Origin of the sequence: Streptomyces sp. BE303 (assembly GCF_036290945.1) — a bacterium.
Lineage (GTDB): Bacteria > Actinomycetota > Actinomycetes > Streptomycetales > Streptomycetaceae > Kitasatospora.
On record NZ_JAQYWZ010000708.1, the window covers coordinates 140614 to 165309 of the forward strand.

Annotated in this window: 20 protein-coding genes and 1 pseudogene; 9 read left to right on the top strand and 12 right to left on the bottom strand. The window is 73.8% G+C overall.

Annotated features, from left to right (window positions below; all coding sequences use genetic code 11):
* Positions 1 to 25 precede the first annotated feature (25 nt).
* The 8 genes from serS to PUR56_RS18140 all read right to left on the bottom strand — a co-directional run bounded on the left by serS (position 26) and on the right by PUR56_RS18140 (position 9666).
* Entirely contained in the window at positions 26 to 1300 is a 1275-nt protein-coding gene (gene serS, locus PUR56_RS18105) for a serine--tRNA ligase (protein ID WP_329949688.1), read from the bottom strand.
* Between the two features lie 529 nt (positions 1301 to 1829).
* Entirely contained in the window at positions 1830 to 2765 is a 936-nt protein-coding gene (gene pheA / locus PUR56_RS18110; protein WP_329884688.1) for a prephenate dehydratase, read from the bottom strand.
* A 233-nt stretch (positions 2766 to 2998) separates the two neighbouring features.
* On the bottom strand, positions 2999 to 4384 hold the full coding sequence (efeB, locus tag PUR56_RS18115) for an iron uptake transporter deferrochelatase/peroxidase subunit (protein ID WP_329949689.1): 1386 nt from the start codon (positions 4382 to 4384) through the stop codon (positions 2999 to 3001).
* A gap of 14 nt (positions 4385 to 4398) precedes the next feature.
* Complete coding sequence (locus PUR56_RS18120; protein WP_329949690.1) at positions 4399 to 6495, bottom strand: copper resistance CopC/CopD family protein; 2097 nt, start codon at positions 6493 to 6495, stop codon at positions 4399 to 4401.
* 12 nt (positions 6496 to 6507) lie between these two features.
* Positions 6508 to 7056 carry a copper chaperone PCu(A)C gene (locus tag PUR56_RS18125; RefSeq protein WP_329949691.1) on the bottom strand — a complete coding sequence of 183 codons (549 nt, stop codon included), beginning with the start codon at positions 7054 to 7056 and terminating at the stop codon, positions 6508 to 6510.
* Complete coding sequence (locus PUR56_RS18130; RefSeq protein ID WP_329949692.1) at positions 7053 to 7757, bottom strand: SCO family protein; 705 nt, start codon at positions 7755 to 7757, stop codon at positions 7053 to 7055. The genes PUR56_RS18125 and PUR56_RS18130 overlap by 4 nt, the downstream gene beginning before the upstream one ends.
* Positions 7758 to 7858: 101 nt before the next feature.
* Entirely contained in the window at positions 7859 to 8626 is a 768-nt protein-coding gene (locus PUR56_RS18135; protein WP_329949693.1) for a YcnI family copper-binding membrane protein, read from the bottom strand.
* Between the two features lie 197 nt (positions 8627 to 8823).
* Complete coding sequence (locus PUR56_RS18140) at positions 8824 to 9666, bottom strand: hypothetical protein (protein ID WP_329949694.1); 843 nt, start codon at positions 9664 to 9666, stop codon at positions 8824 to 8826.
* 230 nt (positions 9667 to 9896) lie between these two features.
* On the opposite strand from PUR56_RS18140, the gene PUR56_RS18145 reads away from it, so the two are divergent.
* Positions 9897 to 10547, top strand: a complete 651-nt coding sequence (locus tag PUR56_RS18145) for an ATP-binding protein (RefSeq protein ID WP_329884681.1) — start codon at positions 9897 to 9899, stop codon at positions 10545 to 10547.
* 193 nt (positions 10548 to 10740) lie between these two features.
* On the opposite strand, the gene PUR56_RS18150 is transcribed toward PUR56_RS18145, so the two are convergent.
* On the bottom strand, positions 10741 to 11769 hold the full coding sequence (locus PUR56_RS18150) for an LAETG motif-containing sortase-dependent surface protein (RefSeq protein WP_329949695.1): 1029 nt from the start codon (positions 11767 to 11769) through the stop codon (positions 10741 to 10743).
* A 162-nt stretch (positions 11770 to 11931) separates the two neighbouring features.
* Between PUR56_RS18150 and PUR56_RS18155 the strand changes: the two genes are divergently transcribed.
* The 4 genes from PUR56_RS18155 to PUR56_RS18170 all read left to right on the top strand — a co-directional run bounded on the left by PUR56_RS18155 (position 11932) and on the right by PUR56_RS18170 (position 15849).
* Positions 11932 to 12846 (top strand): LysR family transcriptional regulator, encoded by a 915-nt coding sequence (locus PUR56_RS18155; RefSeq protein WP_443034524.1) that lies wholly within the window; start codon positions 11932 to 11934, stop codon positions 12844 to 12846.
* Positions 12847 to 12905: 59 nt separating this feature from the next.
* Positions 12906 to 14093, top strand: coding sequence for an allantoicase (gene alc, locus PUR56_RS18160; RefSeq protein ID WP_329949696.1), 1188 nt, complete (start codon positions 12906 to 12908; stop codon positions 14091 to 14093).
* A 51-nt stretch (positions 14094 to 14144) separates the two neighbouring features.
* Complete coding sequence (locus PUR56_RS18165) at positions 14145 to 14375, top strand: hypothetical protein (RefSeq protein WP_329884678.1); 231 nt, start codon at positions 14145 to 14147, stop codon at positions 14373 to 14375.
* A 106-nt stretch (positions 14376 to 14481) separates the two neighbouring features.
* Positions 14482 to 15849: an amidase gene (locus PUR56_RS18170; RefSeq protein ID WP_329949697.1), complete on the top strand. Its 1368-nt coding sequence runs from the start codon at positions 14482 to 14484 to the stop codon at positions 15847 to 15849.
* A gap of 97 nt (positions 15850 to 15946) precedes the next feature.
* Here PUR56_RS18170 and PUR56_RS18175 read toward each other — a convergent pair whose 3' ends face one another.
* A complete protein-coding gene (locus tag PUR56_RS18175) occupies positions 15947 to 16588 on the bottom strand; it encodes a TetR/AcrR family transcriptional regulator (protein ID WP_329949698.1) in 642 nt (213 codons plus the stop codon).
* Between the two features lie 143 nt (positions 16589 to 16731).
* Here PUR56_RS18175 and PUR56_RS18180 point away from each other — a divergent pair, with 143 nt between their 5' ends.
* From PUR56_RS18180 to PUR56_RS18190, 3 genes are all read left to right on the top strand, one after another.
* A complete protein-coding gene (locus PUR56_RS18180) occupies positions 16732 to 17673 on the top strand; it encodes an alpha/beta hydrolase (protein WP_329949699.1) in 942 nt (313 codons plus the stop codon).
* On the top strand, positions 17670 to 18299 hold the full coding sequence (locus PUR56_RS18185; RefSeq protein WP_329949700.1) for a TIGR03086 family metal-binding protein: 630 nt from the start codon (positions 17670 to 17672) through the stop codon (positions 18297 to 18299). The genes PUR56_RS18180 and PUR56_RS18185 overlap by 4 nt, the downstream gene beginning before the upstream one ends.
* Positions 18300 to 18702: 403 nt before the next feature.
* Positions 18703 to 19524 (top strand): integrase, encoded by an 822-nt coding sequence (locus tag PUR56_RS18190; protein ID WP_329949701.1) that lies wholly within the window; start codon positions 18703 to 18705, stop codon positions 19522 to 19524.
* A gap of 144 nt (positions 19525 to 19668) precedes the next feature.
* On the opposite strand, the pseudogene PUR56_RS18195 reads toward PUR56_RS18190, so the two are convergent.
* A pseudogene (locus PUR56_RS18195) lies at positions 19669 to 20394 on the bottom strand (pirin family protein); the annotation flags it as partial.
* Between the two features lie 35 nt (positions 20395 to 20429).
* Here PUR56_RS18195 and PUR56_RS18200 point away from each other — a divergent pair.
* Positions 20430 to 22178: a recombinase family protein gene (locus PUR56_RS18200; RefSeq protein ID WP_329949702.1), complete on the top strand. Its 1749-nt coding sequence runs from the start codon at positions 20430 to 20432 to the stop codon at positions 22176 to 22178.
* 1253 nt (positions 22179 to 23431) lie between these two features.
* Here the strand turns inward: PUR56_RS18200 and PUR56_RS18205 are convergent.
* Positions 23432 to 24271 carry a recombination directionality factor gene (locus PUR56_RS18205; protein WP_329949703.1) on the bottom strand — a complete coding sequence of 280 codons (840 nt, stop codon included), beginning with the start codon at positions 24269 to 24271 and terminating at the stop codon, positions 23432 to 23434.
* Positions 24272 to 24696 lie beyond the last annotated feature (425 nt).

The following is a 24696-nucleotide window of genomic DNA, read 5'->3' on the forward strand; positions in this document are numbered from 1 at the left end:
CGCCCCGGCACCGCGCCGCGGGGTGCTACTTGACGGGCTCCAGGACGGTGCGCCCGCCGAGGTACGGCCGGAGCGCCTCCGGGACCACGACCGAGCCGTCGGCCTGCTGGTGGTTCTCCAGGATCGCCACGATGGTGCGCGGGACGGCGACCAGGGTGCCGTTCAGCGTGGCCAGCGGGCGGACCCTGCCCTCCTCGCGCATGCGGATGCTGAGGCGGCGGGACTGGTACTCGGTGGTGTTCGAGGTCGAGGTGACCTCGCGGTACTTGCCCTGGGTGGGGATCCACGCCTCGATGTCGAACTTGCGCGCGGCCGAGGAGCCGAGGTCGCCGGAGGCGACGTCGATGACCCGGTACGGCAGCTCCAGGGCGTTGAGGAAGTCCTTCTCCCACTGGAGGAGCCTGCGGTGCTCGCTCTCCGCGTCCTCGGGAGTGGTGTAGACGAACATCTCCACCTTCTCGAACTGGTGGACGCGGATGATGCCGCGGGTGTCCTTGCCGTAGGTGCCGGCCTCGCGGCGGAAGCAGGACGAGTACCCGGCGTAGCGCAGCGGCAGCTTGTCCGCGTCGATGATCTCGTCCATGTGGTACGCGGCGAGCGGGACCTCGCTGGTGCCGACGAGGTACCGGTCGTCGCCCTCCAGGAAGTACACGTTCTCGGCGGCCTGGCCGAGGAAGCCGGTGCCGTCCATGGCGGCCGGGCGGACCAGGGCCGGGGTGATCATCGGGGTGAAGCCGGCCGCGGTGGCCTGGGCGATCGCCATGTTGACCAGGGCGAGCTCCAGCAGCGCGCCGGGGCCGGTCAGGTAGTACGACCGGGCGCCGGCGACCTTGGCACCGCGCTCGGTGTCGATCGCGCCGAGGATCTGCCCCAGCTCGACGTGGTCGCGCGGTTCGAACCCCTCGGCGGCGAAGTCGCGCGGGGTGCCGATCTCCTCCAGGGTGACGAAGTCCTCCTCGCCGCCGACCGGGGCGGCCGGGTCGATGAGGTTCGCCAGCGAGCGGAGCAGGCGCTCGGCCTCGTCCTTGGCCCCGGCCTGTTCGGCGTCGGCGGCCTTGACCTCGGCGGCCAGCTCCTTGGTGCGCCGGAGCAGGGCGGCCTTCTCGTCGCCCTGGGCCTTGGCGACCAGCTTGCCGAGCGACTTCTGCTCACTGCGCAGTTCGTCGAAGCGCGTGCCCGAGGACCGGCGGCGCTCGTCGGCGGAGAGGAGGGCGTCGACCAGGTCGACGTCCTCGCCTCGGACGCGCTGCGAGGCGCGCACTCGGTCAGGGTCCTCACGGAGCAGGCGAAGGTCAATCACGGGCCCAAGCCTACCGGGCGGGGGCCCGTCCACCGGTACCGGTTTTCCCCTGGGGATAACTCGCGCCGACCTGTGGATAACTGCTGTGGGGAACCGTTCGGCGGAAAGTTATCCACAGGCTCGCAGGCCTGCCTGTGGATGGCGGAGTGGCCTCGGTGGGCGGTGAGTCGAACCTGGGAATTGAGGTTTCAAACCTCATTTGACCTTCCCGGGGGAGGGAATTGAACCGCTCGGACGGGTGATTTGCTGGCACCCGGGTGACTCTGGTCGGATTAGTCATCTCTGCGACGCAAACCGATGATCCGACCGATACCTGCAGTGGCTATACCGGTTTGTCGACTCATCCCCAGACCTGTGGATAACTTTCGGCTGTGGACAGCGCACACCCCTGTGGACAAGCGCGTTACCGCGACGGCCGGCCTGTGGACAAGCGGCGGGCGGCCGACGGACGGCCGGTGCGGTCACCCGCACCGGCCTCCGGACCCTGTCGAAAACGGTCGGAAAAGGACAGGGAGATAAAGGCCGACGTTCAGATGTCGCCGCGGCCGTCGAGGCAGCGGGAGAGCCAGTCGGACGCCGCGCTGAAATCCGCGTCCGTGGTGCCCGGCCGCTGGTGCCGGGAGACCTGCTGATCGGCGCGCGGATAGGAGCCGAGGAAGCGCACCTGCGGGCAGATCCGCTTGAGGCCCATCATCGCCTCGGCCACCCGGCGGTCGCTGAGGTGTCCCTCGCAGTCGATCAGGAAGCAGTAGTTGCCGAGCCCCTCACCGGTCGGCCGGGACTCGATCCGCATCAGGTTGACCCCGCGCACCGCGAACTCCTGGAGCAGCTCCAGCAGCGCGCCCGGGTGGTCGTCCGGCAGCCAGACCACCATCGAGGTCTTGTCCGCGCCGGTCGGCGAGGAGACCCGGCCGGGCCGGCCGACCAGGACGAAGCGGGTGGTCGCGCTCTGCGCGTCCACGATGTCCTTGACCAGCGGGTCCAGGCTGTAGATCGGCGCGGCGAACTCGCCCGCGAAGGCGCCGTCGTAGCGGCCCTCGGCGACCAGCCGGGCGCCGTCGGCGTTGGAGGCCGCCGCCTCCCAGTGCGCGTCCGGCAGGTTGGCGGCCAGCCAGCGGCGGACCTGGGCCTGGGCCACCGGGTGGCTGGTGACGGTCTTGATGTCGGACAGCCCGGTGCCGGGCCGGACCAGCAGCGCGAAGGTGATCGGCAGCAGCACCTCGCGGTAGATCATCAGCGGCGCGCCGGCGGCCAGCTCGTCGTTGGTCGCCGTCACGGCACCCTCGACCGAGTTCTCGATCGGCACGAACGCGCCCGACGCCTCGCCGCCGCGAACGGCGTCCAGGACCAGCTGCACCGAGTTCATCGGCACCAGTTCCCGGGTCGCCGCCTCGGGCAGGGTGCGCAGGGCCGCCTCGGTAAAGGTGCCCGCCGGCCCGAGGTACGTGTAGCGGGTTGCCGACATGACGCCTCCAAGGGGACAAGGGGACCGTGCGGGGAGAAGGGGCGGCCGTGCGCCGGGCGACCGGCGCGGTGGACTGCCGTGAACCGGCGGACCGCCGTCGAACGGCGGGCCTCCGGGGGCCGGCGGCCCGCCCTGCGGGGCGGACTGCCGAAAGGAGTCACCTTAGTCACTCCGCCCGCCGCCCACGATCGCGTTTCGCTCCGTGGGCGGCGCAGTGGTAGGCCGGGGGCCGGTCAGTCCACCAGGGACTGCCCGACGTAGCCGCCCTCCGGCGCCCCCGGCGGGACGGCGTACAGCCCGCTCGCCTCGTGCCGCAGGAAGCGGGAGAGACCGTCACCCCGGGCCAGCTTGCGCTGGACCGGGGTGAACCCCTTGCGGGGGTCGGCCTGGAAGGCGAGGAAGAGCAGCCCCGCGTCCGGCGCCCCGTCGGACGACAGGCCGTCGTGGTACGAGAAGCCGCGCCGCAGCATGGCGGCCCCGCCGTTGGCGGCCGGCGCCGCCACCCGGATGTGCGCGTCGGCCGGGACGGCCAGCGAACCGTCCGGTCCCTGCGCGCCGAGGTCCACGGGGGTGGACTCCACGGCGCCGGCGGGTGCGCCGAGCGGGGCGCCGTCCGTCTTGCGCCGTCCGATCACCCGCTCCTGCCGGTCGACCGGCAGCGCCTCCCAGTTGTCCAGCAGCATCCGGATCCGCCGGAAGACCAGGAACGATCCGCCGGCGAGCCAGGCCGGCTGGTCGCCGCCGGCGGCGCAGAACACCTTGGCGGCGAAGCCCTCCTCGCCGGGCTTGGGGTTGTTGGTGCCGTCGATCTGGCCCATCAGGTTGCGGCCGGTCATCGGGCGCGGGGTGGCCCCGGGCGTCCGGGCGAAGCCGGACGCCTGCCAGCGCAGCGCCGCGGTGCCGGCCGCCTGGCGCTGGAGCACCCGCAGGGCGTGGACGGCGACCAGCGCGTCGTCGGCGCCGATCTGGACGAACAGGTCGCCGTCGCCGCGGGCCGGGTCGAGGGCGTCGGCAGGGAAGGCGGGCAGCGGCTCCAGCCCGGCCGGGCGGCGGTCGACCAGCCCGGCCTTGTCGAACAGGCCGGCGCCGAAGCCGAAGGTGACGGTGAGCGAGCAGGGCCCGGCGTCGAGGGCGACCTGGTTCTCGAACTCGTCGGCCGGTTCGCCGGCGGCGAGCCGGGCGGCCGTCCGGGACCAGCGCCGGAGCAGGGCGCGCAGCCCGTCCCGGCCGGCGCCGTCGGCCAGGTCGAAGGCGGCCAGCTGGACCCGTGCCTGCTGCGGTTCGAGGATGCCCGCCTGGCGCTCGCCGTGGAACGGCACCCGGGCCGGGCCGAGGGCGGGGGCCGCGCCCTCCGGTCCGGACGGCGCGGCGTCCCCCGGGCCGGAGCGGTCCAGGGCGACCGCCCCGGCGGCGCCCGCGCCCACCCCGACCACCAGGCCGGCCCCGGCCGTCCCCAGCAGCGTCCGCCGGGTGAGGCCGGCGCCGGCCGCGGGCGCGGCCCCGACGGTGTCGCTCCCGGCGGCACCCGCGTTCCCGCCGTTCCCGCCGTTCCCGGCGGCCCCGTTGTCCCTGGCGCTCTCGGCGCTCCTGGTGCTGTTGGTGCTGTTGGTGCTCTCCATGGCGATGGTCCGATCTAACCGATCTTCAGCTGCTTGATCTCGGTGGTCTGGTCGATGTCGGAGGATCTGACCAGCACCGACACCACCCAGTTCCCGGTCAGCGGCAGCTGCGCGGTGCCGGCCCAGCGCCCGGTGCCCTCGGCGGTCAGCGGGACGGTGAGCGGGCCGAGGTCGCGGTCCGGCAGGGTGAAGGCGAGCTCCACCTCCGGCACCTCGACCGGCTGCCCGTCGGCGCCGTCCAGCTTCAGGTGCACCTCGTTGGACCCGGTCCGCGCCGGGTTGAGGGTGACGGTCGCGGTGCCCCTGGCGTTCGGCGTCCGGCCCTTGGTGTCGTACGGGAGCTTGAGCTCCGTGGTCCGGCCGGGCACCGTCTGCGGTGCCGGCGCGCCGGTCGCGGGTGCCGCGCCGCCGGGCACCGGTGCGGTGCCGCCGCTCGCGGCCCCGGCCGCGATCTCGCCCGCCACCCGCCCGGGCGGCGAGTTGGTGAGCATCGTGGTGACCACCAGCACGGCCACCGCGACGCCGGCCTCGACCAGCACCGACCGGCGCAGCCCGGCCCGGTTCGGGGTGAGTCCGCGGTCCCGGCCGGCGTTCTCCCGGGCGGCCCGCTGCCGCGCCAGCTGGGCCTGCCGGACCGGGTCGTCGGCGGCCGACGCCCCGGCGGCGCCCTCCACGGCACCGTCCGCAGCGCTCTCCGCCAGTCCGGCGGCCGGGACGGGGGCCGGGAGCAGGACGGCCGACGCCTCGGCGGGGGCGGCCCGCAGCCGGGCCAGCCAGGAGCGGGAGAACCAGGCGACGCCGAGCATGGCGACCACGAAGCCGCTCTTCACCAGCAGCAGCCGCCCGTACTCGGTACCGGTCAGCGCGCCCCAGGTGCCGAGGCCCCGCCAGGACTGGTAGACCCCGGTGCCGGCGAGCACGACGACCGAGCCGAGCGCGATCTTCGAGAACCGGTCGGCGACGTCCGCGCCGATTCCCTCGCGCAGGCCGACCAGCATCGCGGCCAGGCCGCCGAGCCACAGCGCCATGGCGATCAGGTGCAGCATGCCGAGCGGCAGCGCCAGCCAGACCTGGATGCCCACCGAGGCGTGGTCGGCGCCGACCCAGGTCGCCGAGAGGGCGACCGCGAGCACCAGTCCGGCCACGCCGAGGCCCAACCGGGCCTCGCGCTGCGGTCGTTCGGCGATCCGCTGCTCCAGCTCCCGCAGCTCGGCCTCCTCCAGGTCCTCGTCCGACCCGGCGGGCCCGCCGTCCGTCGGCTCCGCCGGTTGCGCCGTCCCGGCGCCCGCCGGGCGCGCGGCCGGCTGGCCGAGGTGGCCGACCAGCAGCGACAGGAAGACCCCGCTCGCCGCGAGCAGCAGCAACCGGGCCGCCAGCGCGGTGCCGATCCGCTCGTCCAGCGTGGCGCGGATCAGGGACAGGTCGAAGGCCTTCGCGAGCCCCGAGCCCCGCTCGTACGGGCCGCGCAGCATCAGCACCGCGACGGTGGAGACCAGCAGGGCCACCCAGCCGGTCATCAGCAGCCGCTGGACCGGGCGCCGGGCCACACCGGCGGGCCAGCAGGCCAGCACGAACCCGGCGGCGCCGACGAGCAGCGCGAACGCCCCGTACGCGACGGTACGGCCGGTGCCGTAGAGCGCGGCGACCACGTCGTCCGCCTCGGCGCTCTGCAGCGCGGCGGTGGAGACGGTGGTGGCGGAGGGGGCGCCGATGGAGAAGGTGAACGCCCCGCCGATCGGGTGCGAGTCCTCCGAGACGGCCCGCCAGGCGACCGTGTAGGTGCCGTTCGCCAGCCCGCCGTTCAGCCCGACCCGGGCGGTGTTGTCCTTGCCGTCCGCGTGGACGGGGCCGCCCGCGTCGACGGTCCTGCCGGCGGGGTCGAGCACCCGCACCGAGTCCCCGGAGAGCGAGACGGCTTCGCTGAAGGTCAGCGTGACGGCCTGCGGCGCGGTGGGGAGCACCGCGTTCTGCACCGGGTCGGTGGTCTGGAGGGTGGCGTGCGCGGCGGCCGGTCCGGCGCCGGCGAGCATCAGCGCGAGCACCGCGCCGAGTACGCCGAGCAGTCCGGCGATCCGGCGTCCGAGGAGCGGTGGCAGCACGGCCTTCAGCATCTCGTGGATCCCTTACTGCTGGCCGGGGCGGTAGGTGAGTTCCTTGACCGGCACCTTGACCGAGATGGTGCCCGTCCGGGAGAAGGTCAGGTCGATTTCGAGCTCGTCGCCCAGGGCGGGTGACTTCTGCCAGTCCGTGATCATCAGGTGGGTGCCGCCCCGGGCTAGCTGCAGCGCGCCGTGCGCCGGGACGGGCAGCTTCTCGACCTGTTCCATGGTGGTGGCGGTGGAGCGGTGCATGGTGACCGAGCCGGCGCCGGGGCTGGAGACCTTGACCAGCTCGTCCTGCTCGCCGCCGTCGTTGCGCACCGTCAGGTAGCCCGCCGCCATCCCGCCGGCCGGCGGCAGCGGGATGTAGGAGTCGGCGACGCTCAGCCGGGCCGGTCCGCCGGACACCGCGCCGCCGTCGTCGCCCCGGTCGCCCGTCCCGCAGGCGACCAGGAAGGCGCCGCCGCCCAGTGCCGTCGCCAGCACCGCCCCGGCGAGCGCCGTCCGGCGGAAGCCGACGGCGGTGCGGGTCCCGGTGGCGCGGCGGACGGCGGGCCGGTCGGAGCCCTTCATGCGGCGACCCCCCTGGCGAGCAGCGGCAGGTCGTGCTCGAAGACCTTCTCCTCCGTGCCGCTGAGGTAGAGGACGTGCGCCTTGTCGTCGGAGGGCAGGAAGGCCAGCACCTGGGCGCCGTGGGTGGAGGTGACGGTGCCGTCGCCGTTGACCACCGGGTCCTCGATCATGATGCCGAGCGCCCTGGCGGCCGTCTTCACCTTGGCGAGGTCGCCGGTGAGGCCTATGAAGTCGCTGCCCATCGAGTCGAGCCAGGTGCGCAGCACCTGCGGGGTGTCGCGCTGCGGGTCGGTGGAGACGAAGACGACGTTGACCTTCTGCCGCTCCTCGGCGCCGAGCGCCTTCATCGCCACACCGATGTCGCCCATGGTGGTCGGGCAGACGTCCGGACAGCTGGTGTAGCCGAAGAACAGCAGGGTGGCCTTGCCGCTGGTCTGCTTGCGCAGGTCGTACGGCTGGCCGGCGGTGTCGGTCAGCTGGAGGTCCGGCTTCTCGAAGTTCTTGCCGAGCACGGTGCCCTGGTAGGGCGAGTCGGCCTTCAGCTTGTTGACCTTGGCGGGGCCGGGGGAACCGCCGTCGGATCCGCAGGCGGTCAGCGTGAGTGCGGCGGCCAGCGCGACGGCGACGGCGCCGGCCATCCGGGCGGTGCGGGCGGGACGGGCGGTGCGGGCGGGACGGGCGGTGCGGTGGGTACGAGGCATGGGAGGGTCCGATCGTGCGCGGTGGATCACCGGCGGGGCCGTACCCGGGACGCGGGTCACGGGTACGGCCTGCGGCGGGCACGGCCCCGCCGGTGCTGGGGTCAGGAGGCCGGGCCGCTGCTCTTGCGGCGCAGGCCGAGGATGCCGAACGCGGTGCCGATCACGCCGACCACGATGCCGACGACGCCCAGCACCCGGGCGGTGGAGTCGCTCGACCCGGAGCCGGCGGCGGCCTCGTCCTTGGCGCCGGACTCGCCGTGCCCGTGGCCGTCGGCGGCGGCCGTCGGGGAGGCGGTGGCGGTCACGCCGTGGCTGTCGGCGGAGGCGGCCTTGGTGAGCTTCAGCACCGGCGCGGGCTTGGCCGGCTCCGGCTGGCCGTCCTTGGCCTCGTCGATCCAGCGGACGATGTCGCCGTTCTCGTAGCTCTGCAGCGCCTTGAAGACCAGCTTGTCGGCGTCGGTCGGCAGCGGGCCGAGCGAGACGCGGAACTCCTGGAACTGGCCGGGGGCGATCTTCACACCGGCGTCGGCGGTCCAGGTGATCTTGGAGACGGCCTCGTTGACGTCGTTGCCGTGCACCTTGATCGGCTTGTCGAGCTTGGCCTTCTCGACGGCGGTGGTCCAGCCGGGCAGCGGCTGGGTCCGGACGGAGGCCAGCGGGTGGTCCAGCGGGAGGTTGATCTCCAGCTTCACCGTGCCGGCCGCGTCGTTCTCGTTCGGCACCCGGAAGTCGACCGCGGTGTAACCGCCCTGCTCGGCGCTGCCGGGGTTCACGGTCACGTGGGCGAAGGCGGGGCCGGCCAGGACCACCACGGAGGTGGCGGCGGTGAGGGCGACGGCGGCGATACGGCGGGAGGGAAGGGAACGCATGGTGTTCGTGGTCTCCGATCGGAGGCTCGGCGGGCAGGCCCGCTCCCGGGCACGGGGCTTCCGTGCCACGGCGGGGCCGCGCGGCGTGGGGAGGAGTGGGGGGAGGGGCCGCAGGACCGCACGAGCGGGCGGGTACGGCTCGACTGCCGCGTACACCCGGATCCGGTACCGCTGGGGGAGGCACCGGGGACGGCGGGTCAGTACGCGAGCGCCCCGAGCGGCGGACCGCGCCGCACCACGCTGTGCCGCAGCGCGGCACCGGCCGGCACGCGGTCGTCCCCGTCACGGCCGCCGGACCGGCGGACCGGGCCGCCGGGCGTGCCGAGCAGGCCGCGCAGCAGGACCGAGGCCAGGACGAAGGCCGTCCGCAGCGGTGTCGCCCAGTGCTCCCGGGCCGCGGCGGCCGTGATCCGCACCAGCCGCCAGAGGGCCGCCTCGCCGCGCCGGAGCCACCAGCCGGCCACCAGGGCGGCGGCCAGGTGGCCCGCGAACATCGACGGCGTCATCCCGAGCACGCCGCTCTGCCACCACGGTGCGGTCGCGTACTCCTGCGGGTCCAGACCGGCACCGGCGACCAGCTGCTCGGCGGTCGGACTGCCGGGCAGCCCGATCAGCGTGCCGGGCCGGGCCTCGTTGCAGATCAACCGGCCGGCCACCTGCGGCAGGGTCAGCGGGCCGGAGCCCGCCGCGCCACCGTGGTGCGAGCCGGACCCGGCACCGGCGCCCGCGTGGCCGCCGAGGGTGTGGAAGAGGACGTGCAGTCCGAACTGCGCCGCGCCGAGCGCACCGGCGATCGCGGTGAGCGAGCGCTCCCGCCCGCCGAACGCGACGGCCGCCACCAGGACGGCCGTGAAGCCGGTCGCGAGGGCGGCCGGAGCCACGTTCCCGCCGCCCGCCAGGGCGTGCCCGGCGGCCGCGATCAGCGTGCACACCAGGGCGAACGGGACCGCCCGGGCAAGCCGCAGGTCCCAGGCGGCGACCCCCACCGGAGCGTCCGGTACGGGGGCGCCCGGGTGGGGGGCGGCGGCTGGGGCAGTCATGGCCGGGCCATCATCTCATCGCCTACCGCTGCCGGATCGGCAGGGTGGGAAATCCCTACGAATGCCCCGTTCGGCCCCGGCGCACGGGCCCGGACGTGCGCCGCTCGGCACAGAGCCGGGCCCCAGTCCATCCGCCGAACGGGCGGTAGCGGACCTCCGGCACGGTTCACCCCGGCATCCCCCGGAGATACCTCGGTTATATGTGGAGCCGCAGCCAGGAGGGACCTCCCGTGGACATCTGGTGGACTCTGCACCTCAAGCGCGACCCGGCCAGCGTGCCGCTGGCCCGCCGCATACTGCTCGGTGCGATGGCGACCGCGGGCGTCGACCCGCAGATCGCCCACGACCTCGGTGTCGCCCTCAGCGAGGCCTGCGCCAACGCCGTCGAGCACGGGACCGGCGACGGGCCCGACGAGGGCTACCAGGTCACCGCCTCGATCAGCGGCGACCTGCTGCGGATCGAGGTGACGGACTCGGGGCCCGGCCTGCCCGCCCCCGCCCCCGGCGGCCACGCGTCGCGCCGCCCGTCCCCGGTCCAGGCCCCGCCGGCCCGGCCGGCACCGCGCCGCCGCAGCCGGCGCGGGCGCGCCACCGTCCCCGGTCCGCTGCTCACGGCGCACCGCCCGCGCCGCGACGGCCGCCCGTACGACACCCACGTCCTGCCGGGCGGGTGCCCGGACGCCGACCCGATGCCGACGCTCCGGCCGGTCGACCTCGACATGCTGCCCGAGCTCACCGCGGAGTCGGGCCGCGGCCTCTTCCTGATCCACGCGCTCACCGATCACGTCCGGCTCCGCAACCATCCGCTCCGGGGGGCCATCGTGAGCTTCGACAAGATCCTCAAGTGGCAGGACGACGCCCTGCTGCGCGCCGCGTCCTGAGCAGGCTCGGCCGGCACCGCGGGTGCGCTCGGGACGTGCCGCCCAGAACGGCGCCGCTCGGGACGGTGCCGCTCGGGACGGTGCCGCCGTGAGGGGCCGACGGTGGGACGCGGGAAGGGTGCGCACGGCCCGTGCGCACCCTTCACCGAGTTCCCTGGAGTACCCGTCCCGGTCGCTCCGGTCGTCCCGGTCGTCAGGCGTGCGCGCCGGCCTTGCGGCGGCGCAGCACGAACAGCGTCCCGGCCCCCGCGGCGAGCACCGCGGCGCCACCGGCGGCGATCGGCAGCGTGTTGGAGCTGGAGCCGGTCTCGGCCAGGTGCGGACCGGCCGGGGTGGAGGCCTTGGGGGAGGCGGCGGCCCCGGTCGCGGTGGCCGACGGGGCGCCCGGGGCGTCGGCCACCGTGAAGTGGTCGGCGGGCTTGTGGACGCCGGAGAAGGTGACGCACCCGTTGCCGACCGGGCTGCCGGGCACGTCCTTGGCGGGGAGGTACTCGGACCAGCCGCCGAGTTCGGCGTGGTACTTGGCGACGGGGGCCTGGGCGGTGGCGGCGATGCGGACCTGGAGGGTCAGCTTCTGGCCCTTGGCGAGCTTGTGGGTGCCGAGGTCGAGCGGGGTGGACCCGGCCAGCTCCAGCGGCTTCCAGTCACCGCCGGGGAGCTTCACCTGGCCGGTGAACGCCTCCTTGCCCCAGGTCAGGGGGTTGAGCACCGGCTCCTGCCCGATGTCGGTGACGAACAGGTAGGTGGAGAACTTCTGCAGGTCGACCGACCCGGTGTTCTCGACGGTCGCCGTCATCTCCTGGGCCGCGCCCCCCTTGGTGAGCGTGGTGCCGGCCAGGCCGGTGCCGGTGACCTTGAGGTCGACCAGCTGGTAGCCGCCGGGGCACGGGATGCTCGGCGTCGGGAGCGGCGCGGTCGGGCGGCCGGTGGGCGTCGCCGACGGGGTGGCGGAGGAGCCGGGGCTCCGGGTGGTGCTCGGGGACGTGGTGGCCGACGGAGTGCCGGCGCCGGTCGGCGACGCGGAGGTGCTCGGCGTGCCGGACCCGGTCGGGGAGGCCGTGGGGGCCGTGGGGGAGGCCGTCGGCGAGGCCGTCGGCGAGGCGCTCGTGCCGGTCGTCGGGGACGGCGAGACGGCGGCGGCACCGGCGGTGGCCGCGCCGACCGTCGTGCCGAGGGACAGTGCGAGCAGCGTGGACGCGGCCAGAAGGCGGGATGAGCGCACGGTCTTTGCTCCAGGTTCGGGCGAATTCTGTACGAGTGCGGGCGATTTGACGCCTGATTCCGATGATCGGAACGTCGCAGGAGCGGCACCCTATCGACGGGTGGGCGAAGGGTTTCGGTCGGGGTGACCGAATGCGGTCGTCATGCGCCCTACCCTGGCGCGATGGGTGTGGGCGAGTGGGATCTCCGGCGGCTGAGGGTGCTGCGGGCGGTCGACGAGTGCGGGACGGTGACGGCGGCGGCCGAGCGCCTGCGCCTGTCGCCGTCGGCGGTGTCGCAGCAGGTGTCGGCGCTGGCCCGGCAGGTGGGCGCCCCGATGCTGGAGCCGTACGGCCGGCGGGTCCGGCTCACCCCGGCGGCGCGGCTGGTGCTGCGCCACGCCGACCTGATCTTCGGCCAGTTGGAGCGGGCCGAGGCCGAACTGGCGGGCTATCTGCACGGCGAGGCGGGCGAGGTGCGGGTGGGCGCGTTCGCGACCGCGATCGGCGGGCTGCTCGTCCCGGCGGTCGTCCGACTGCGGGACGCCGCACCGGGGCTGACGGTGCGGGTGGTGGAGGCGGAGGCCGCCGAGGCGGTCCGGTTGCTGGCGGCGGGGGACGTCGACCTGGCGCTCTCGCTGGCCGTCGGGCCGGGCGGCGTCGACCCGCGGTTCGTCGGGACGGTGCTGCTGGAGGATCCGCTGGACGTGGCGCTGCCGCCCGGGCACCCGCTGGCCGGGGTCCCCGGACTGAGGCTGGCCGACCTGGCGGAGGAGCCGTGGATCTACGGCGCCGCCGGGCCGTGGCGGGAGATCACCCGTGCGGCCTGCGCGGAGGCGGGGTTCGCGCCGGAGCGGGCGCACACCGCCGCGGACTGGACGGCGATCCTGGCCATGGTGGCGGCCGGGCTCGGGGTGGCGCTGGTACCCCGGCTGGCGTCGGCGGGGCGCGGTGGCGGGGCGGTGGTCCGGGCGCTTCCGGCGGACCTGCCGGCCCGCCGGGTGGTCGCCGTCGTCCGGGCCGGGACGGAGCGGACGCCACCGCTCAGGCGGGTGCTGGCGGAGCTGGCGGCGGTGGCGGCGACCGTTCAGGTGGAGTGAACGGTTTGCTCAGTTCTTTGTGATGGACCTGACCAGTCGGGCGGGGCGAAGGTGGGTTCATGACCGCCGACGCGCACGATCCCGCCGCTGCCCCTGGCGCCTCCGCCCCGGCCTTCTCCGACGCCGGAGCCGGTGCCTCCTCCGATGCCCTTTCCGACGCCGGAGCCGGTGCCTCCTCCGATGCCCTCTCCGACGCGGCCGCCCCGCCGTACGCGGGCGGCAATCCCTACGCCGACTACCGCTCCGCCGAGTTCGGGTTCACCGGGCTGACCGACCTCGCCGACCGCCGGCTCGGCGGCGCGGTGATCGCCGCCAACGACGAGCTGTTCGCCGAACGGGAGAACCTGCTGCTGCCCGGGCCGGCCGAGTTCCGCCCGCACACCTTCGGCAACAAGGGCCAGATCATGGACGGTTGGGAGACCCGCCGGCGGCGCGGCACCGGCGCCGCCCGTCCGCACCCGACCGACGAGGACCGCGACTGGGCGCTGATCCGGCTGGGCGTCCCGGGCGTCGTGCACGGCGTCGTCGTGGACACCGCGCACTTCCGCGGCAACCACCCGCGGCAGATCGGCGTCGAGGGCGCCGAACTCCCCGGCACCCCGGGCCCGGAGGAGCTGCTGGACCCGGCCACCGCCTGGCACCCGCTGGTCCCCCGCTCGCCGGTGCGCGGCCACGCCGCCAACGGCTTCGCGGTCGCGGACCGCCGCCGCTTCACCCACCTGCGGCTGAGCCAGTACCCGGACGGCGGCATCGCCCGGTTCCGGGTGCACGGCGAGGCCCGCCCCGACCGGACCTGGCTGTCCGCGCTCGGCACCTTCGACCTGGCCGCGATCGAGAACGGCGGCGCCGTCGAGGACGCCTCGGACCGCTTCTTCTCCGCCCCGGTGAGCCTGGCCCTGCCCGGCAAGTCCCGCGCGATGGGCGACGGTTGGGAGAACCGGCGACGCCGCGACGACGGCCACGACTGGGTGCGGCTGCGGCTCGCGGGCCGGGGGGCCGTCCGGGCGGTGGAGATCGACACCGGCTACTACGTCGGCAACGCGGCCGGCTGGGCCGCGCTGTACGGGCGGGACGACCGCGCGGCCGACCCGGAGGAGTGGTTCGAACTGGTGCCGCGCACCCGGCTGCAGCCCGACGCCGTCCACCGGCTGGTGCTCGACGCGCCGCGCCCGGCCACCCATGTCCGGCTGGACGTCTTCCCGGACGGCGGGATCGCCCGGTTGCGGCTGTACGGCGGCCTGGTCTGACCCTCTCGCCCCCCGGTTGCCGGGGCCGCGGAGCCGCCGGACGATGGGGGCATGATGCACCAGATGCGTGCCGAGTACGGCGACGGCGGCGAGTCCGGCGGGGTGCGGCTCTGGCACATGGTCCGCGGGACCGACAGCGTGGCGATGTGCGGCCGCGAGCTGGACGCGGGAGCAGCCGCCCGGGAGGCGGTGGACTGGGGGCACACCCCCGAGCTCTGCTGCCACACCTGTGGCGCCTACTTCCTGCGCGAGGCGCCCTACCTGGGGTCCGAACACCCGTAGCGACCGCCCCGTGGACGGCGGCGAACGCCCTGGTCGGCGGGCGGGTGACGGTCCTGCCCCGGCACGGGTGGTCCGGCCGGCGCGGGCCGGGGCTACCGTGGTCGGCATGGAGGAGTCCCTGGTCCGGCCGCGGTCGCTGACCCGCGAGGCCGCCGCACTGCGGGCCGGAGTGCCCACCCTGGCCGTCCACGTCGACCGGCTGGTCGCCCGGATCGAGCAGGTCGACCCCCTGATCCACGCCTTCGTGTCCGAACCCGGCCGCCCGGACCGGCTGCACGCCGAGGCCCGCGCGCTCGCCGCCCGGTACCCGGACCGGGCGGCCGCGCCGCCGCTGTACGGGGTGGCCGTCGGGGTCAAGGACATCGTGCACGTGGACGGCCTGCCCACCCACGCGGGGTCCGCGCTGCCGCCGGGCGTGCTGGCCGGTCCGCAGGCCACCGTGGTGGACCGGCTGCGGGCGGCGGGCGCGCTGGTGGCGGGCAAGACGGTCACCGCCGAGTTCGCGGCCAGTGCGCCCGGACCGACCCGCAATCCGCACCACCCCGGGCACACCCCGGGAGGGTCCAGCAGCGGGTCGGCGGCGGCGGTCGCGGCGGGGCTGGTGCCGCTGGCGATCGGCACCCAGACGGTCGGTTCGGTGATCAGGCCGGCCGCCTACTGCGGGGTGGTGGGCTTCCGGCCGACGTACGGGCGGATCCCGATCGACGGGGTGATCCCGAACGCGCCGAGCTTCGACACCCTGGGCCTGTTCACCGCCGATCTGGCGGGTGTCGCGCTGGCCGCGCCACTGCTCTGCGACGACTGGGCCGGCCGGCGCGACCCGGGCGACCCGGCCGGACCGGGAGGCTTCGAGGGCCGGGACGGCCCGGGCCGGACGGCCGACGACGGGCCCGTCCTCGGCGTCCCGGTCGGGCGCTACCTGGAACGGGCCCGCCCGGAGGCGCTGAAGGCGTTCCGGGAGCAACTGGACCGTTTGAGCGCCCGGGGACTGACGGTCCGCCGGCTCGACCTGCTGCCCGACTTCGACGAGCTCGTCCGGCAGTTGCAGGTCATCAACCGGTTCGAACTGGCCGCGAGCCACGCCGACTGGTTCACCCGGTTCGGGGGCCTCTACCGCCCCGAGACCGCGGCGGGCATCCGGCACGGCCGGACGGTCGATCCCGGCGACCGGGAGGCGGCGCTGCAGGCCCGGGAGCGCTTCCGCGACCGGCTCACCGAGCAGCGGCGCCGGGCCGGGGTGGACCTGCTGATCGCTCCCTCGGCGACCGGTCCGGCCCCGTCGGGCCTGGACAGCACGGGCGACGCGGTGATGTCGCTGCCGTGGAGCTACGCCGGCCTGCCCGCGCTCAGCCTGCCCGCCGGGGTGACGGCGGAGGGCCTGCCGCTGGGGCTCCAGGTGATCGGCGAGGCGTGGGCGGACGAGCGACTGCTCGCCCAGGCGGCCGTGCTGGAGCGGGTGTTGGACGGCGCCTGACGGATCGTCGGGCTGCCGGGCTGCCGGTCGTTCGTTCGGTCGGGCGGGTCGCGGCCCGGCGGGTGCGGGGCGCCGGCGCCGGGCCGGGCCGGAGGCGTCAGGCCAGGGCGGGTGCGTCCGGGTCGGTGGCGTCGGCCCGCAGCCGGTGCAGGACGGCGCGTCCGGCCCGGTCGTACGGGGTGCCGTCGTCGAAGAGCAGCGCCTGCGAGTTGGCGCTCTCCATCAGGGCGATCAGGGTGAAGGTGATGTCCTCCGGGTCGGCCCCGGCGCGGAGTTCGCCGGTGGTCCGGGCCTCCGCCACCAGGCCGAGGACGGTCGCGCGCCACTCGTGCCAGCTGGCGGCGATGGCGTCGCGCAGCGGTCCGGGGCGGGCGTCGAACTCGGCGGTGACCTCGTAGAAGAAGCAGCCGCCGGGGAAGACCCGGGTCCGTGAGTAGGCCAGCCAGGAGTCGCAGAGCCGCCGGACCTTGCCGAGGCCGGGGGCGTCCCGGACGACCGGTTCGAGCACCGCGTCCGCGAAGATCCGCCGGGCGGCGCGGATCGTGGCCAGCTGGAGCTCCTCCTTGGAGCCGAAGCCGGCGAACACCCCGCTCTTGCTGAGGCCGAGATCGGTGGCGAGCCGACCGATCGACAGCGAGTCCAGTCCCTCGACGGAGGCGATCTCGACGGCGCGCCGCAGCACCGCCCGCCGGGTCTCCTCCCCGCGCAGGACCCGTCCGTCCGTGGTCGATCCGGCCACCGTTCACCTCAGTTCTCGTCCGGTTCCCGTGCCGCCAGGGTAGCGGGGTCGAGCCGCCGGGATCCCAAGAAAAAGCACGAACGGTCGTGCTAATATCTTGGCAAGTTCGGCTCCTGCCCCTCGGCATCGACAGGGAGACCCTCGTGGACCCGGCCGTCGCACTGATCCGTACCACCCTGAACGCCGCCTCGAAGGCCGCGCCGCGGCTCGCCGGCCGGGCCGCGTTCGAGCTGTACCGCCACCCCGTCCGGCGCGGCCGGGTCCGCACCCGCGAACGCGAGGTGCACGACCGGGCCGTCACCGAGACGCTCACCGTCGGCGGCGAGCGCGTCGTCGTCCACCGCTGGGGCGACGGTGCCCGGCCGGTCCTGCTGCTGCACGGCTGGCAGTCCCGTGCCTCCCGGTTCGCCGACTTCGTCCCCCGGCTGAACGCGCTCGGCCTCACCCCGATCGCCTTCGACGCCCCCGGGCACGGCGACTCCGGCGGTCGCACGACCACCGTGCCGGGCTACCGCGACATCGCGCTCCGGCTCCAGGAGCGGTACGGCGACTTCGAGGCGGTGGTCGCGCACTCGCTGGGCGTCAACGCGGCCTTCCTGGCGCTGCGCAGCGGCCTGCGGGCCGGCCGGCTGGTCGCCGTCGCGGGGGTCGCCGAGGTCTCCTACCTGCCTGCCGCGTTCTGCGCCCGGCTCGGCCTGAACGCCACCGTGGAAGCGGAGGTGGGGCGCCGGGTGGAGAGCGGTGCGATGTTCCCCGGGGTGACGGACGTCGCGGCCCACTTCGACGCCGCCCGGAACCCCGAGGAGATCGGCCTGCCGATCCTGGTGGCGCACGACGAGGACGACGACGTGGTGCCGTTCGGGCACGCCCGCCGGCTGGCGGCCGCCTACGGGGACCGGCTGGAACTGCTGGTCACCCGGGGGCTCGGCCACCGCCGGATCCTCACCGAGCCCGCCGTGATCGACAACGTGGTGGGCTTCCTGACGGCCGGGCACGGGTCGCAGACCGGCGGCGCCCCCGACGTCGCCAGCGCCTCCGACGCAGGCCGTGCCTCCGGGGCCGGACACCAGCGGGGAGCGGCATGAGTCTGCTCGAACTGCACACCCGCTCAATGGAGTTGGCGGCCGACCTGGTCGACACCGTCCAGCCGGAGCAACTGGTGCTCCCGACGCCCTGCACCGGCTGGTCGCTCCGCCGGCTGCTGGACCACGTGGTCGGCCAGCACCGGGGCTTCGCCGCCGCCGCCCGCGGCGCCGGGCCCGACCTGGCGCTCTGGCGGGACGTCCCGGTCGACGGCGACCCGGCAGGTGCCTTCCGGCGGTCGGCGGCGCAGCTGACGGCGGCGTTCACCGGGGCGTCCGCCGCTCCGGGCGGGTCCGTGCTCTGGCTGCCGGAGATCCGCGACGGCGGCCCGCTCCCGCTGGACCTGGCCGTCGGCTTCCACCTGCTGGACACGCTGGTGCACGCCTGGGACGTGGCGGCGGCCCTGGGGCCCTCCACCGCGTCCGGGATCGTGACCGAGGTGGAGGCCGAACCGCCACTCGTGGGGGCGCTGCTGGCGGTGGCCGAGGCCGTCCCGGCGGCTCCGGCGAACCGGGGGCCCGGCCGGGCCTTCGACGTGGTCGGGTCGCCGGACACCGCCGCCGGGCCGTTCGCCCGGGCGCTCGTCCTGCTCGGCCGCGACCCGGCCTGGTCGACGCCCGAGCGGTGACGCCACGGACGCCGGGGCCAGGGGCTCCGGCGTCCGGTGGCGGGGCCTGCCGGCCGCCCCGTGCGGCCTACCGGGCGTCGCGCTTCTCGTCCGGGAATCGCGGCCCGCCGATCAGAAACAGCAGTGCGGCGGTCGGAAAGCCGATCGAGGCGGCCACCAGCACGATGAACTCCCAGAACATCCGTCGCTCCCAACCTTCGCCCCGCGCCCTCGGCCGTGCCGTCGTCGGCGCCGGAGGCGGCATCCCTCGAAGGAGATCCCAAACCGGACCGGCCCTGATCGGCCGAATTGTCCACTCGTTATCCGACGGTATGGCCGAATTACCCCCACGGCCACCGGGCGGCGCGCCGTGGCAAGCGCAGGGGTCTGGGCGCACGCCCCGGTCGGACGCCACACTGTCGGGATGCAGGTACAGCTGGCAGGGGAAGCACGGCGGCCGGACCGCGAGAGCGAGGACTTCGCGGCCGCCACGTCGGAGGCGCTGGTGCTGCTCGACGGTTCGAGCTCGCCGACCGGTCTGGAGTCCGGGTGCCGCCACGGCACCGCCTGGTACGTCCGCAGACTCGGGGTGCACCTGCTGGCCAGGCTCACCGACCGGGCGGACCGCTCGATCGCCGAGTGCCTGTCCGACGCCATCGCGGAGACGGCCGCGCTGCACGGCGGCCGGTGCGACCTCGCCCACCCCAACACGCCCGCCGCGATGGTGGTCGCGGCCCGGAGACACGGCAGCGCGCTGGAGTACCTGGTGCTCGGGGACTCGCTGCTGGTGCTGGAGCCGAAGGACGGCCCGCCGCGGGTGATCGGGGACAACCAGCGCTTCCCCGGCGGCGAGGAGCTGCGCCGGCAGGTCTGGTCGACGGTGCCCGGGTCGGCCGAGCGCGCCGCGCTCCACCTGGAGTACGTGCGGGCGGTGCGGGCCGTCCGGAACTCGGGCCGCGGCCCGTGGATCGCGGCCGCGAGTCCGAAGGCGGCCGCGCACGCCGAGACCGGGTTCGTCCCGCTGGCTGCGCTGCGCGCGGTGGCCGCCCTGAGCGACGGTGCCTCGCGGTTCACCGAGCGTTTCGGCCTGGGGAGCTGGGGCGACGCGCTGCGGCTGCTGGCCGAGTCGGGCCCGGCCGAGCTGATCGCCCAGGTCCGCGCGGTGGAGCGGACGGACGAGTCCTGCGAGCGCTGGCCGCGCGGCAAGACGCACGACGACGCCGCGGCCCTCTACGCGCTGCTCTAGCCGGAGCCGGCAGCGGGTACGGGACCGCGGCGTCGTCGTGCGTCGGCGCAGGCCCGCCCCGGCCGTCCCCGACGTGCGGGGCCGGCCGGGGCTGGGCCGGGTCGCGCCGTACGGCCCTGCGGCCGCGCCGGGTCAGCGGCCGGGTCAGTCGGTCGGGTGACCGAACGAACCGGACTGGAAGTCCCGCATCGCCTGCTCCAGCTCGCGGTGGCTGTTCATCACGAACGGCCCGTACCAGGCGACCGGCTCGCGGATCGGCTGCCCGCCCAGGATGATCACGTCCAGGTTGGGGTGCCGGGAGTCCTGCACGGCGTCGGCGGAGATGGTGAGGGTCTCACCGTCTCCGAACACTGCCGCCTGGCCGGTGCGGATCGGCCGGCCCTCGGCGCCGACCTTGCCGTCGCCGTTGAGCACGTAGGCGAGCGCGTTGAAGTCCTGCCGCCACGGGATGGTGACCTGCGCGCCCGGGGTGACGGTGGCGTGCAGCAGGGTGATCGGGGTATGGGTGGAGCCCGGGCCCCGGTGGCCGTCCAGCTCGCCGGCTATCAGGCGGAGGATCGCGCCGCCGTCCGGGGTGGAGAGCAGCTTGACGTGGCCGCCGTGGATGTCCTGGTACCGGGGTGCGGTCATCTTGTCGGACGCCGGGAGGTTCACCCAGAGCTGGATGCCGTGGAACAGGCCGCCGGACAGCACCAGCGACTCGGGCGGGGTCTCGATGTGCAGGATGCCGGAGCCTGCCGTCATCCACTGGGTGTCACCGCCGCCGAGGTGGCCGCCTCCGCCGTGGGAGTCCTTGTGGATGAACTCGCCGTCGATCAGGTAGGTGACCGTCTCGAAGCCGCGGTGCGGGTGCCACGGGGTGCCCTTGGGTTATGTCAGTTAGGGGAGTAGTACCATCCGTGTTCATGTCCGCACCACCAGCGATCACCGGCATGGACGTCCATGCCGCCGTCTACGCGCGTCAGTCCGACGCGCGTGAGAACGCCAGCGAAGCCTCCACCACGACCCAGCGCGAACTGGGTACGGCGGAGGCCAGGCGTCGTGGCGCCAAGTCGGTCACGTACTACGAGGACCTCGGCATCTCGGCGTTCACCGGGGTCGAGCGGCCGAAGTTCGAGAAGCTGCTGCAGGACTGCCGGGCGGGCCGGATCAACCTGCTGGTCGTCTACTACGTCAGTCGCCTCTCGCGGCTCGACCCGCTCGACGCGATCCCGGTCGTCGTCGAGCTGCTGAACCTCGGCGTGACCATCGTCAGCGTCACCGAGGGAGAGTTCCGCAAGGGCAACCTGGTGGACCTGATCCACATGTTCATGCGGCTGGACCAGGCCCACAACGAGAGCAAGAACAAGAGCGTCGCCGTCCGGGGTGCCAAGGCCACGGCGCTCGAACTGGGCGGGTACATCGGCGGCAAGGCGCCGTACGGCTTCGAGTTGAAGGCCGAGACCCGGCTCACGGCGGACGGCCGGCCGATCGTCATCCAGACCCTCGTACACACGAAGAACGAGCCGGGGGTCATCCGCGACATCTGGGCGACGATCAAGAAGCACAAGGACCAGGTGTACGACCCCAAGCGGCGCCGCCACCCCGGTTCGCTGGGCGGGATCGTCAACAGCATGAACAACGAGGTCGTCGTGCCCACGCGCGGCGCGACCTACGGCAAGAAGACGAAGAACAGCGCGTGGGACACCAAGACCGTCAAGCGCATCCTCAGGGACCCCCGGATAGCCGGGTTCGCCGCCGTACCCGTCTACAAGGTCGGCGAGAACGGCAAACCGACGAGCACGGTGGAGAGTTACCGTATCCTCCGCGACCCCGAGACGATGCTCCCGCTCCAGATCTACGAGGCGATCATCCCGCCCGTGGAGTGGTACGAACTGCAGGAGTGGCTTGACGGACGAGGCCGCGGGAAGGGGCTCTCACGGGGTGAGTCGCTGCTGTCCGCGATGGAGGTCCTGTACTGCGAGTGCGGATCCGTGAAGACCTCCCACGCCGACAGCGCCAAGGTGGTCAAGCGCTCGTACCGCTGCCGTCGGCGCAAGAGGCTGCCCGGCCAGCACGCCGGAGAGTGCACGGTCAGCCAGGCGGCACTGGACGACCACGTGGCGCGGAGCATCTTCGAGCTGCTGAGGGAGGTCGAGCACGACCACGAGGCCTTGGCGGTTCTCGCCGAGGCGACGCGCAGGTTCGGTGTAGCCACCGAGTCGCCGGAGCGTTCGCGGGAACGCGCGACGCTCGTCGCGGAGCGCGCTGATGCGGTGAGGGCACTGGAGGAGCTCTACGACGACCGCAAGGCGGGCGGTTTCCGGGGAGACATCGGCCGGCGGAGGTTCGTCACGGAAGAGGCCGCGCTCCTGCACCTCCTGGAGGCGGCCGAGGCGAGGATCGCCGTACTGGAGGAGGCGGCGACACCGGTGATCCCCATCGCCGAGTGGCTGCCCGAGGACCCGTCGGCCGACCCCATCGGCCCGGGTTCGTGGTGGGAGAGTGCCCCCCTCGCCGAGCGCAGGAAGTTCGTCAAGCTGTTCGTGGACCGGATCACGGTGTTCAAGGCCCCGGAGCGCGGGGGCCGCCTGCCGGTGCACCAGCGGGTGCAGGTCGAGTTCGCCAAGCGTCGGGAGGCGGCTGACGACGGCGACGGCAAGCGCGTGCTGTGATGGATACCGGCATGTGAAGGCGGCCCCGGACGAGGGATGTCCGGGGCCGCCTCTGCGATTTGGACCACCAGACCATGCCTCTCCGATCATCGGATCGTCGGCTTCGTATAACTGGGCCTGGTGATCCGACGGATGCGGCATGCGCTCGACCGGAGCCGCTCCGGCCGGTGGGTAGTGGACGCTGCGGCAGGTGGTCAACGGTGTTCTGTGATTCTGGAGGTCAACGCGAAGGTCGGCAAGAGACTCCGCGCGGAGTCGATTGCCCAGCTGTACGACCGGGGCCGAGCCCACCACGTTGGCCACTCCCCGGAACTGGAAGTGCAGAGGGTGGCGGGGGTCGCCGGCGCGGACTCCCCGGACCGGATGGACGCTGCGGTGCATGGCTTGACCGATCTGGCCGATTCCGACCAAGCGGCCATCTCGACGGGAGGCGTTGAGCCCACAGAGCTGCGAGTTCGCCCGCACATAGCTTCAGGGCTATGCGCGGGCGAACTCGAGGTGGTGAAGTGCCCGTGAGCGTCAGCTTCCGACGATCACATCCATGGTGAAGATCGATTTGCACTTCGAGCACTGGAGTCGGTTCGTGCTGATTCGTTGCAGCGTGTGGGTGGAGCACACCGGACACTTGTGACCCTTGGGCATCGTTCTACTCCTGCGATCGGATGCGTGCGCTTCACGTGATAGCCGCGAGCGTACGCTCACCAGACGCTTGAAGCCGCGCTTTATGCTAATCAATAGTGTTGTGCTGCAGGGCTGTTGACCGATGGCGTTGCCGCAGGTCAACGGCACGATATGGGTTCTGCCGTCAGGTGCTTCGGGAGTGCCGCCAGGTCCGAATAGGCCTCAGAAAACCTGCTGACCTGCACATATGTCTGTGCGGTAAAATCCTGCAAAAGCCGGCTTGGGTGCGATCGCGCTTGACGCTACAACGGCCAGGATGCTAGCGGTAGTTGGGTGGTCCATAGCTTGGGTCTTCGAGGTGATGGCCCCGCTCGGCCTGACCTCACGGGTGAGGCTGAATGCCGGAGGGGCACGGCTCAAGGATGGTGGCGGTGTGGGAGTTCAGACAGGTCAGGTGCCCCGGTTCGAACTCGGCACAGGACAAAGTTGATCACCTGTCGGTGATCCCGCCACCTGCCACAACGTCCGCTACTCGCCAGCAGGAGCGGCTACAGTCGAGCCCATTCTGCATCCGTCAGATCACCGCCACCAGCCATACGAAGCCAACGATCTGATGATCGGAGAGACATGGCCTAACTCCAAGGACCTAGGACCGTCAGCGTCGGCTTTCGGTACGAGACCTCGACGCCACCGCCCACCGTGACCGTGACGAGCTCAAGTGCCAGTTCACAGAGCGCTTCCCCCGCGATACCGGCGAGCTGGGTGCGGGTCTTGACCGCTGCGTCGGCGAGGAGCCGAGAGGGCGAACTGAACTCGAACCGTCCGAGGTCGTAGCGCCCCGCCAGTCGGAAGACCACGGTGGTCGCAGGCTGTGGAGCCCGCAGCTTCTTCGCCAGCGCCGCCCGTTCCTCGGAGGACTCGGGGCAGCCACACGGAGTCCCCTGGACCTCGGTCGGCGAGAGGAACAGGACGCCGTCACAGTGGTGGACGAGTCCCTTCGGCCCCCACAGCCGAAGCTCTGTCGTGACGGAGTCCGCGCCGTCGAGGACGACACGAACCGCAGGCGAACCGGTCACTACCCCCTGGGCCCAGTCGTCGGCCGTTGCGCCGCCGAGGAGTTGGGAGATCGCGGCAGCAGTCTCCGGGGTGGTGGTGGAGACCCGCCAGTTGGGCAGCGACTCAGGGCGGTTGTCGATTCGGCGGCCGGTGTGGAAGCGGCCCACGACTGCATCGCTGGGCGCGAAGACCGCCAGCGCCACCGAGGGGTCGACCCGCTTGCGCGTGTCCTTGCCACCGGCGGACTCCCGCTCACGCAGCGCTGTGAGCGAGCCGTCGATCGCGCGGCTGGAACTGGGGAAGCTGGTGGTGGCCAGTGCTGACCGAGCCGCCGTCGCTGTGGCCTGAATGGCCTTCAGGTAGGTGGCCGCAGAGCGGGCGTCCGGCTGGGCGGGGCGGAGGGAGAGCTGGGGCATGCGGCTCCTCTTGCGGTGGCCGGCGGGCTGCAACCCGGGCTACCGCATGGCGACGTCGTGGATGGGCGGTTGGGGGAGGGGGCGGCTCCCGACTGGGAGCGAGAAGGCGGCGACCGGACGTCAGCATCAAGATCGCGGGAGCCGGACTGGCCGCGGTCTTCGCGACGGTACGGCGGAGAAGCTGCGTCGGGGTCCAGCGCAGGTGGCCTGCGGGCTGCGGACGGCAGCTGGGGACAGACCCGTCAGATGGGTCTGGGGGAGGTGCTGGGGGCAGTGGCGACGGAGTCCGCGACGAACCGCGCGGTGGTGGCCGGGCAGAAGCCGCAGCCTGCGGCTGGGTGTTGCTGGGGCAGCATGCGGTTCTCTCCTCGGTGGCTGGCGGGCTGCAACCCTGCACCGTGGTCGACGTCGTGGATGGGCGTTGC

Coding starts and splice junctions, on each gene's coding strand:
- PUR56_RS18190 (WP_329949701.1), top strand. CDS start 18,703: ATGCAGGTACAGCTGGCAGGGGAAGCACGGCGGCCGGACCGCGAGAGC.
- PUR56_RS18120 (WP_329949690.1), bottom strand. CDS start 6,495: ATGCTGAAGGCCGTGCTGCCACCGCTCCTCGGACGCCGGATCGCCGGA.
- PUR56_RS18140 (WP_329949694.1), bottom strand. CDS start 9,666: ATGACTGCCCCAGCCGCCGCCCCCCACCCGGGCGCCCCCGTACCGGAC.
- PUR56_RS18205 (WP_329949703.1), bottom strand. CDS start 24,271: ATGCCCCAGCTCTCCCTCCGCCCCGCCCAGCCGGACGCCCGCTCTGCG.
- PUR56_RS18155 (WP_443034524.1), top strand. CDS start 11,932: ATGGGTGTGGGCGAGTGGGATCTCCGGCGGCTGAGGGTGCTGCGGGCG.
- alc (WP_329949696.1), top strand. CDS start 12,906: ATGACCGCCGACGCGCACGATCCCGCCGCTGCCCCTGGCGCCTCCGCC.
- PUR56_RS18200 (WP_329949702.1), top strand. CDS start 20,430: ATGTCCGCACCACCAGCGATCACCGGCATGGACGTCCATGCCGCCGTC.
- PUR56_RS18125 (WP_329949691.1), bottom strand. CDS start 7,056: ATGAAGGGCTCCGACCGGCCCGCCGTCCGCCGCGCCACCGGGACCCGC.
- PUR56_RS18165 (WP_329884678.1), top strand. CDS start 14,145: ATGATGCACCAGATGCGTGCCGAGTACGGCGACGGCGGCGAGTCCGGC.
- pheA (WP_329884688.1), bottom strand. CDS start 2,765: ATGTCGGCAACCCGCTACACGTACCTCGGGCCGGCGGGCACCTTTACC.
- PUR56_RS18130 (WP_329949692.1), bottom strand. CDS start 7,757: ATGCCTCGTACCCACCGCACCGCCCGTCCCGCCCGCACCGCCCGTCCC.
- PUR56_RS18170 (WP_329949697.1), top strand. CDS start 14,482: ATGGAGGAGTCCCTGGTCCGGCCGCGGTCGCTGACCCGCGAGGCCGCC.
- efeB (WP_329949689.1), bottom strand. CDS start 4,384: ATGGAGAGCACCAACAGCACCAACAGCACCAGGAGCGCCGAGAGCGCC.
- PUR56_RS18185 (WP_329949700.1), top strand. CDS start 17,670: ATGAGTCTGCTCGAACTGCACACCCGCTCAATGGAGTTGGCGGCCGAC.
- PUR56_RS18135 (WP_329949693.1), bottom strand. CDS start 8,626: ATGCGTTCCCTTCCCTCCCGCCGTATCGCCGCCGTCGCCCTCACCGCC.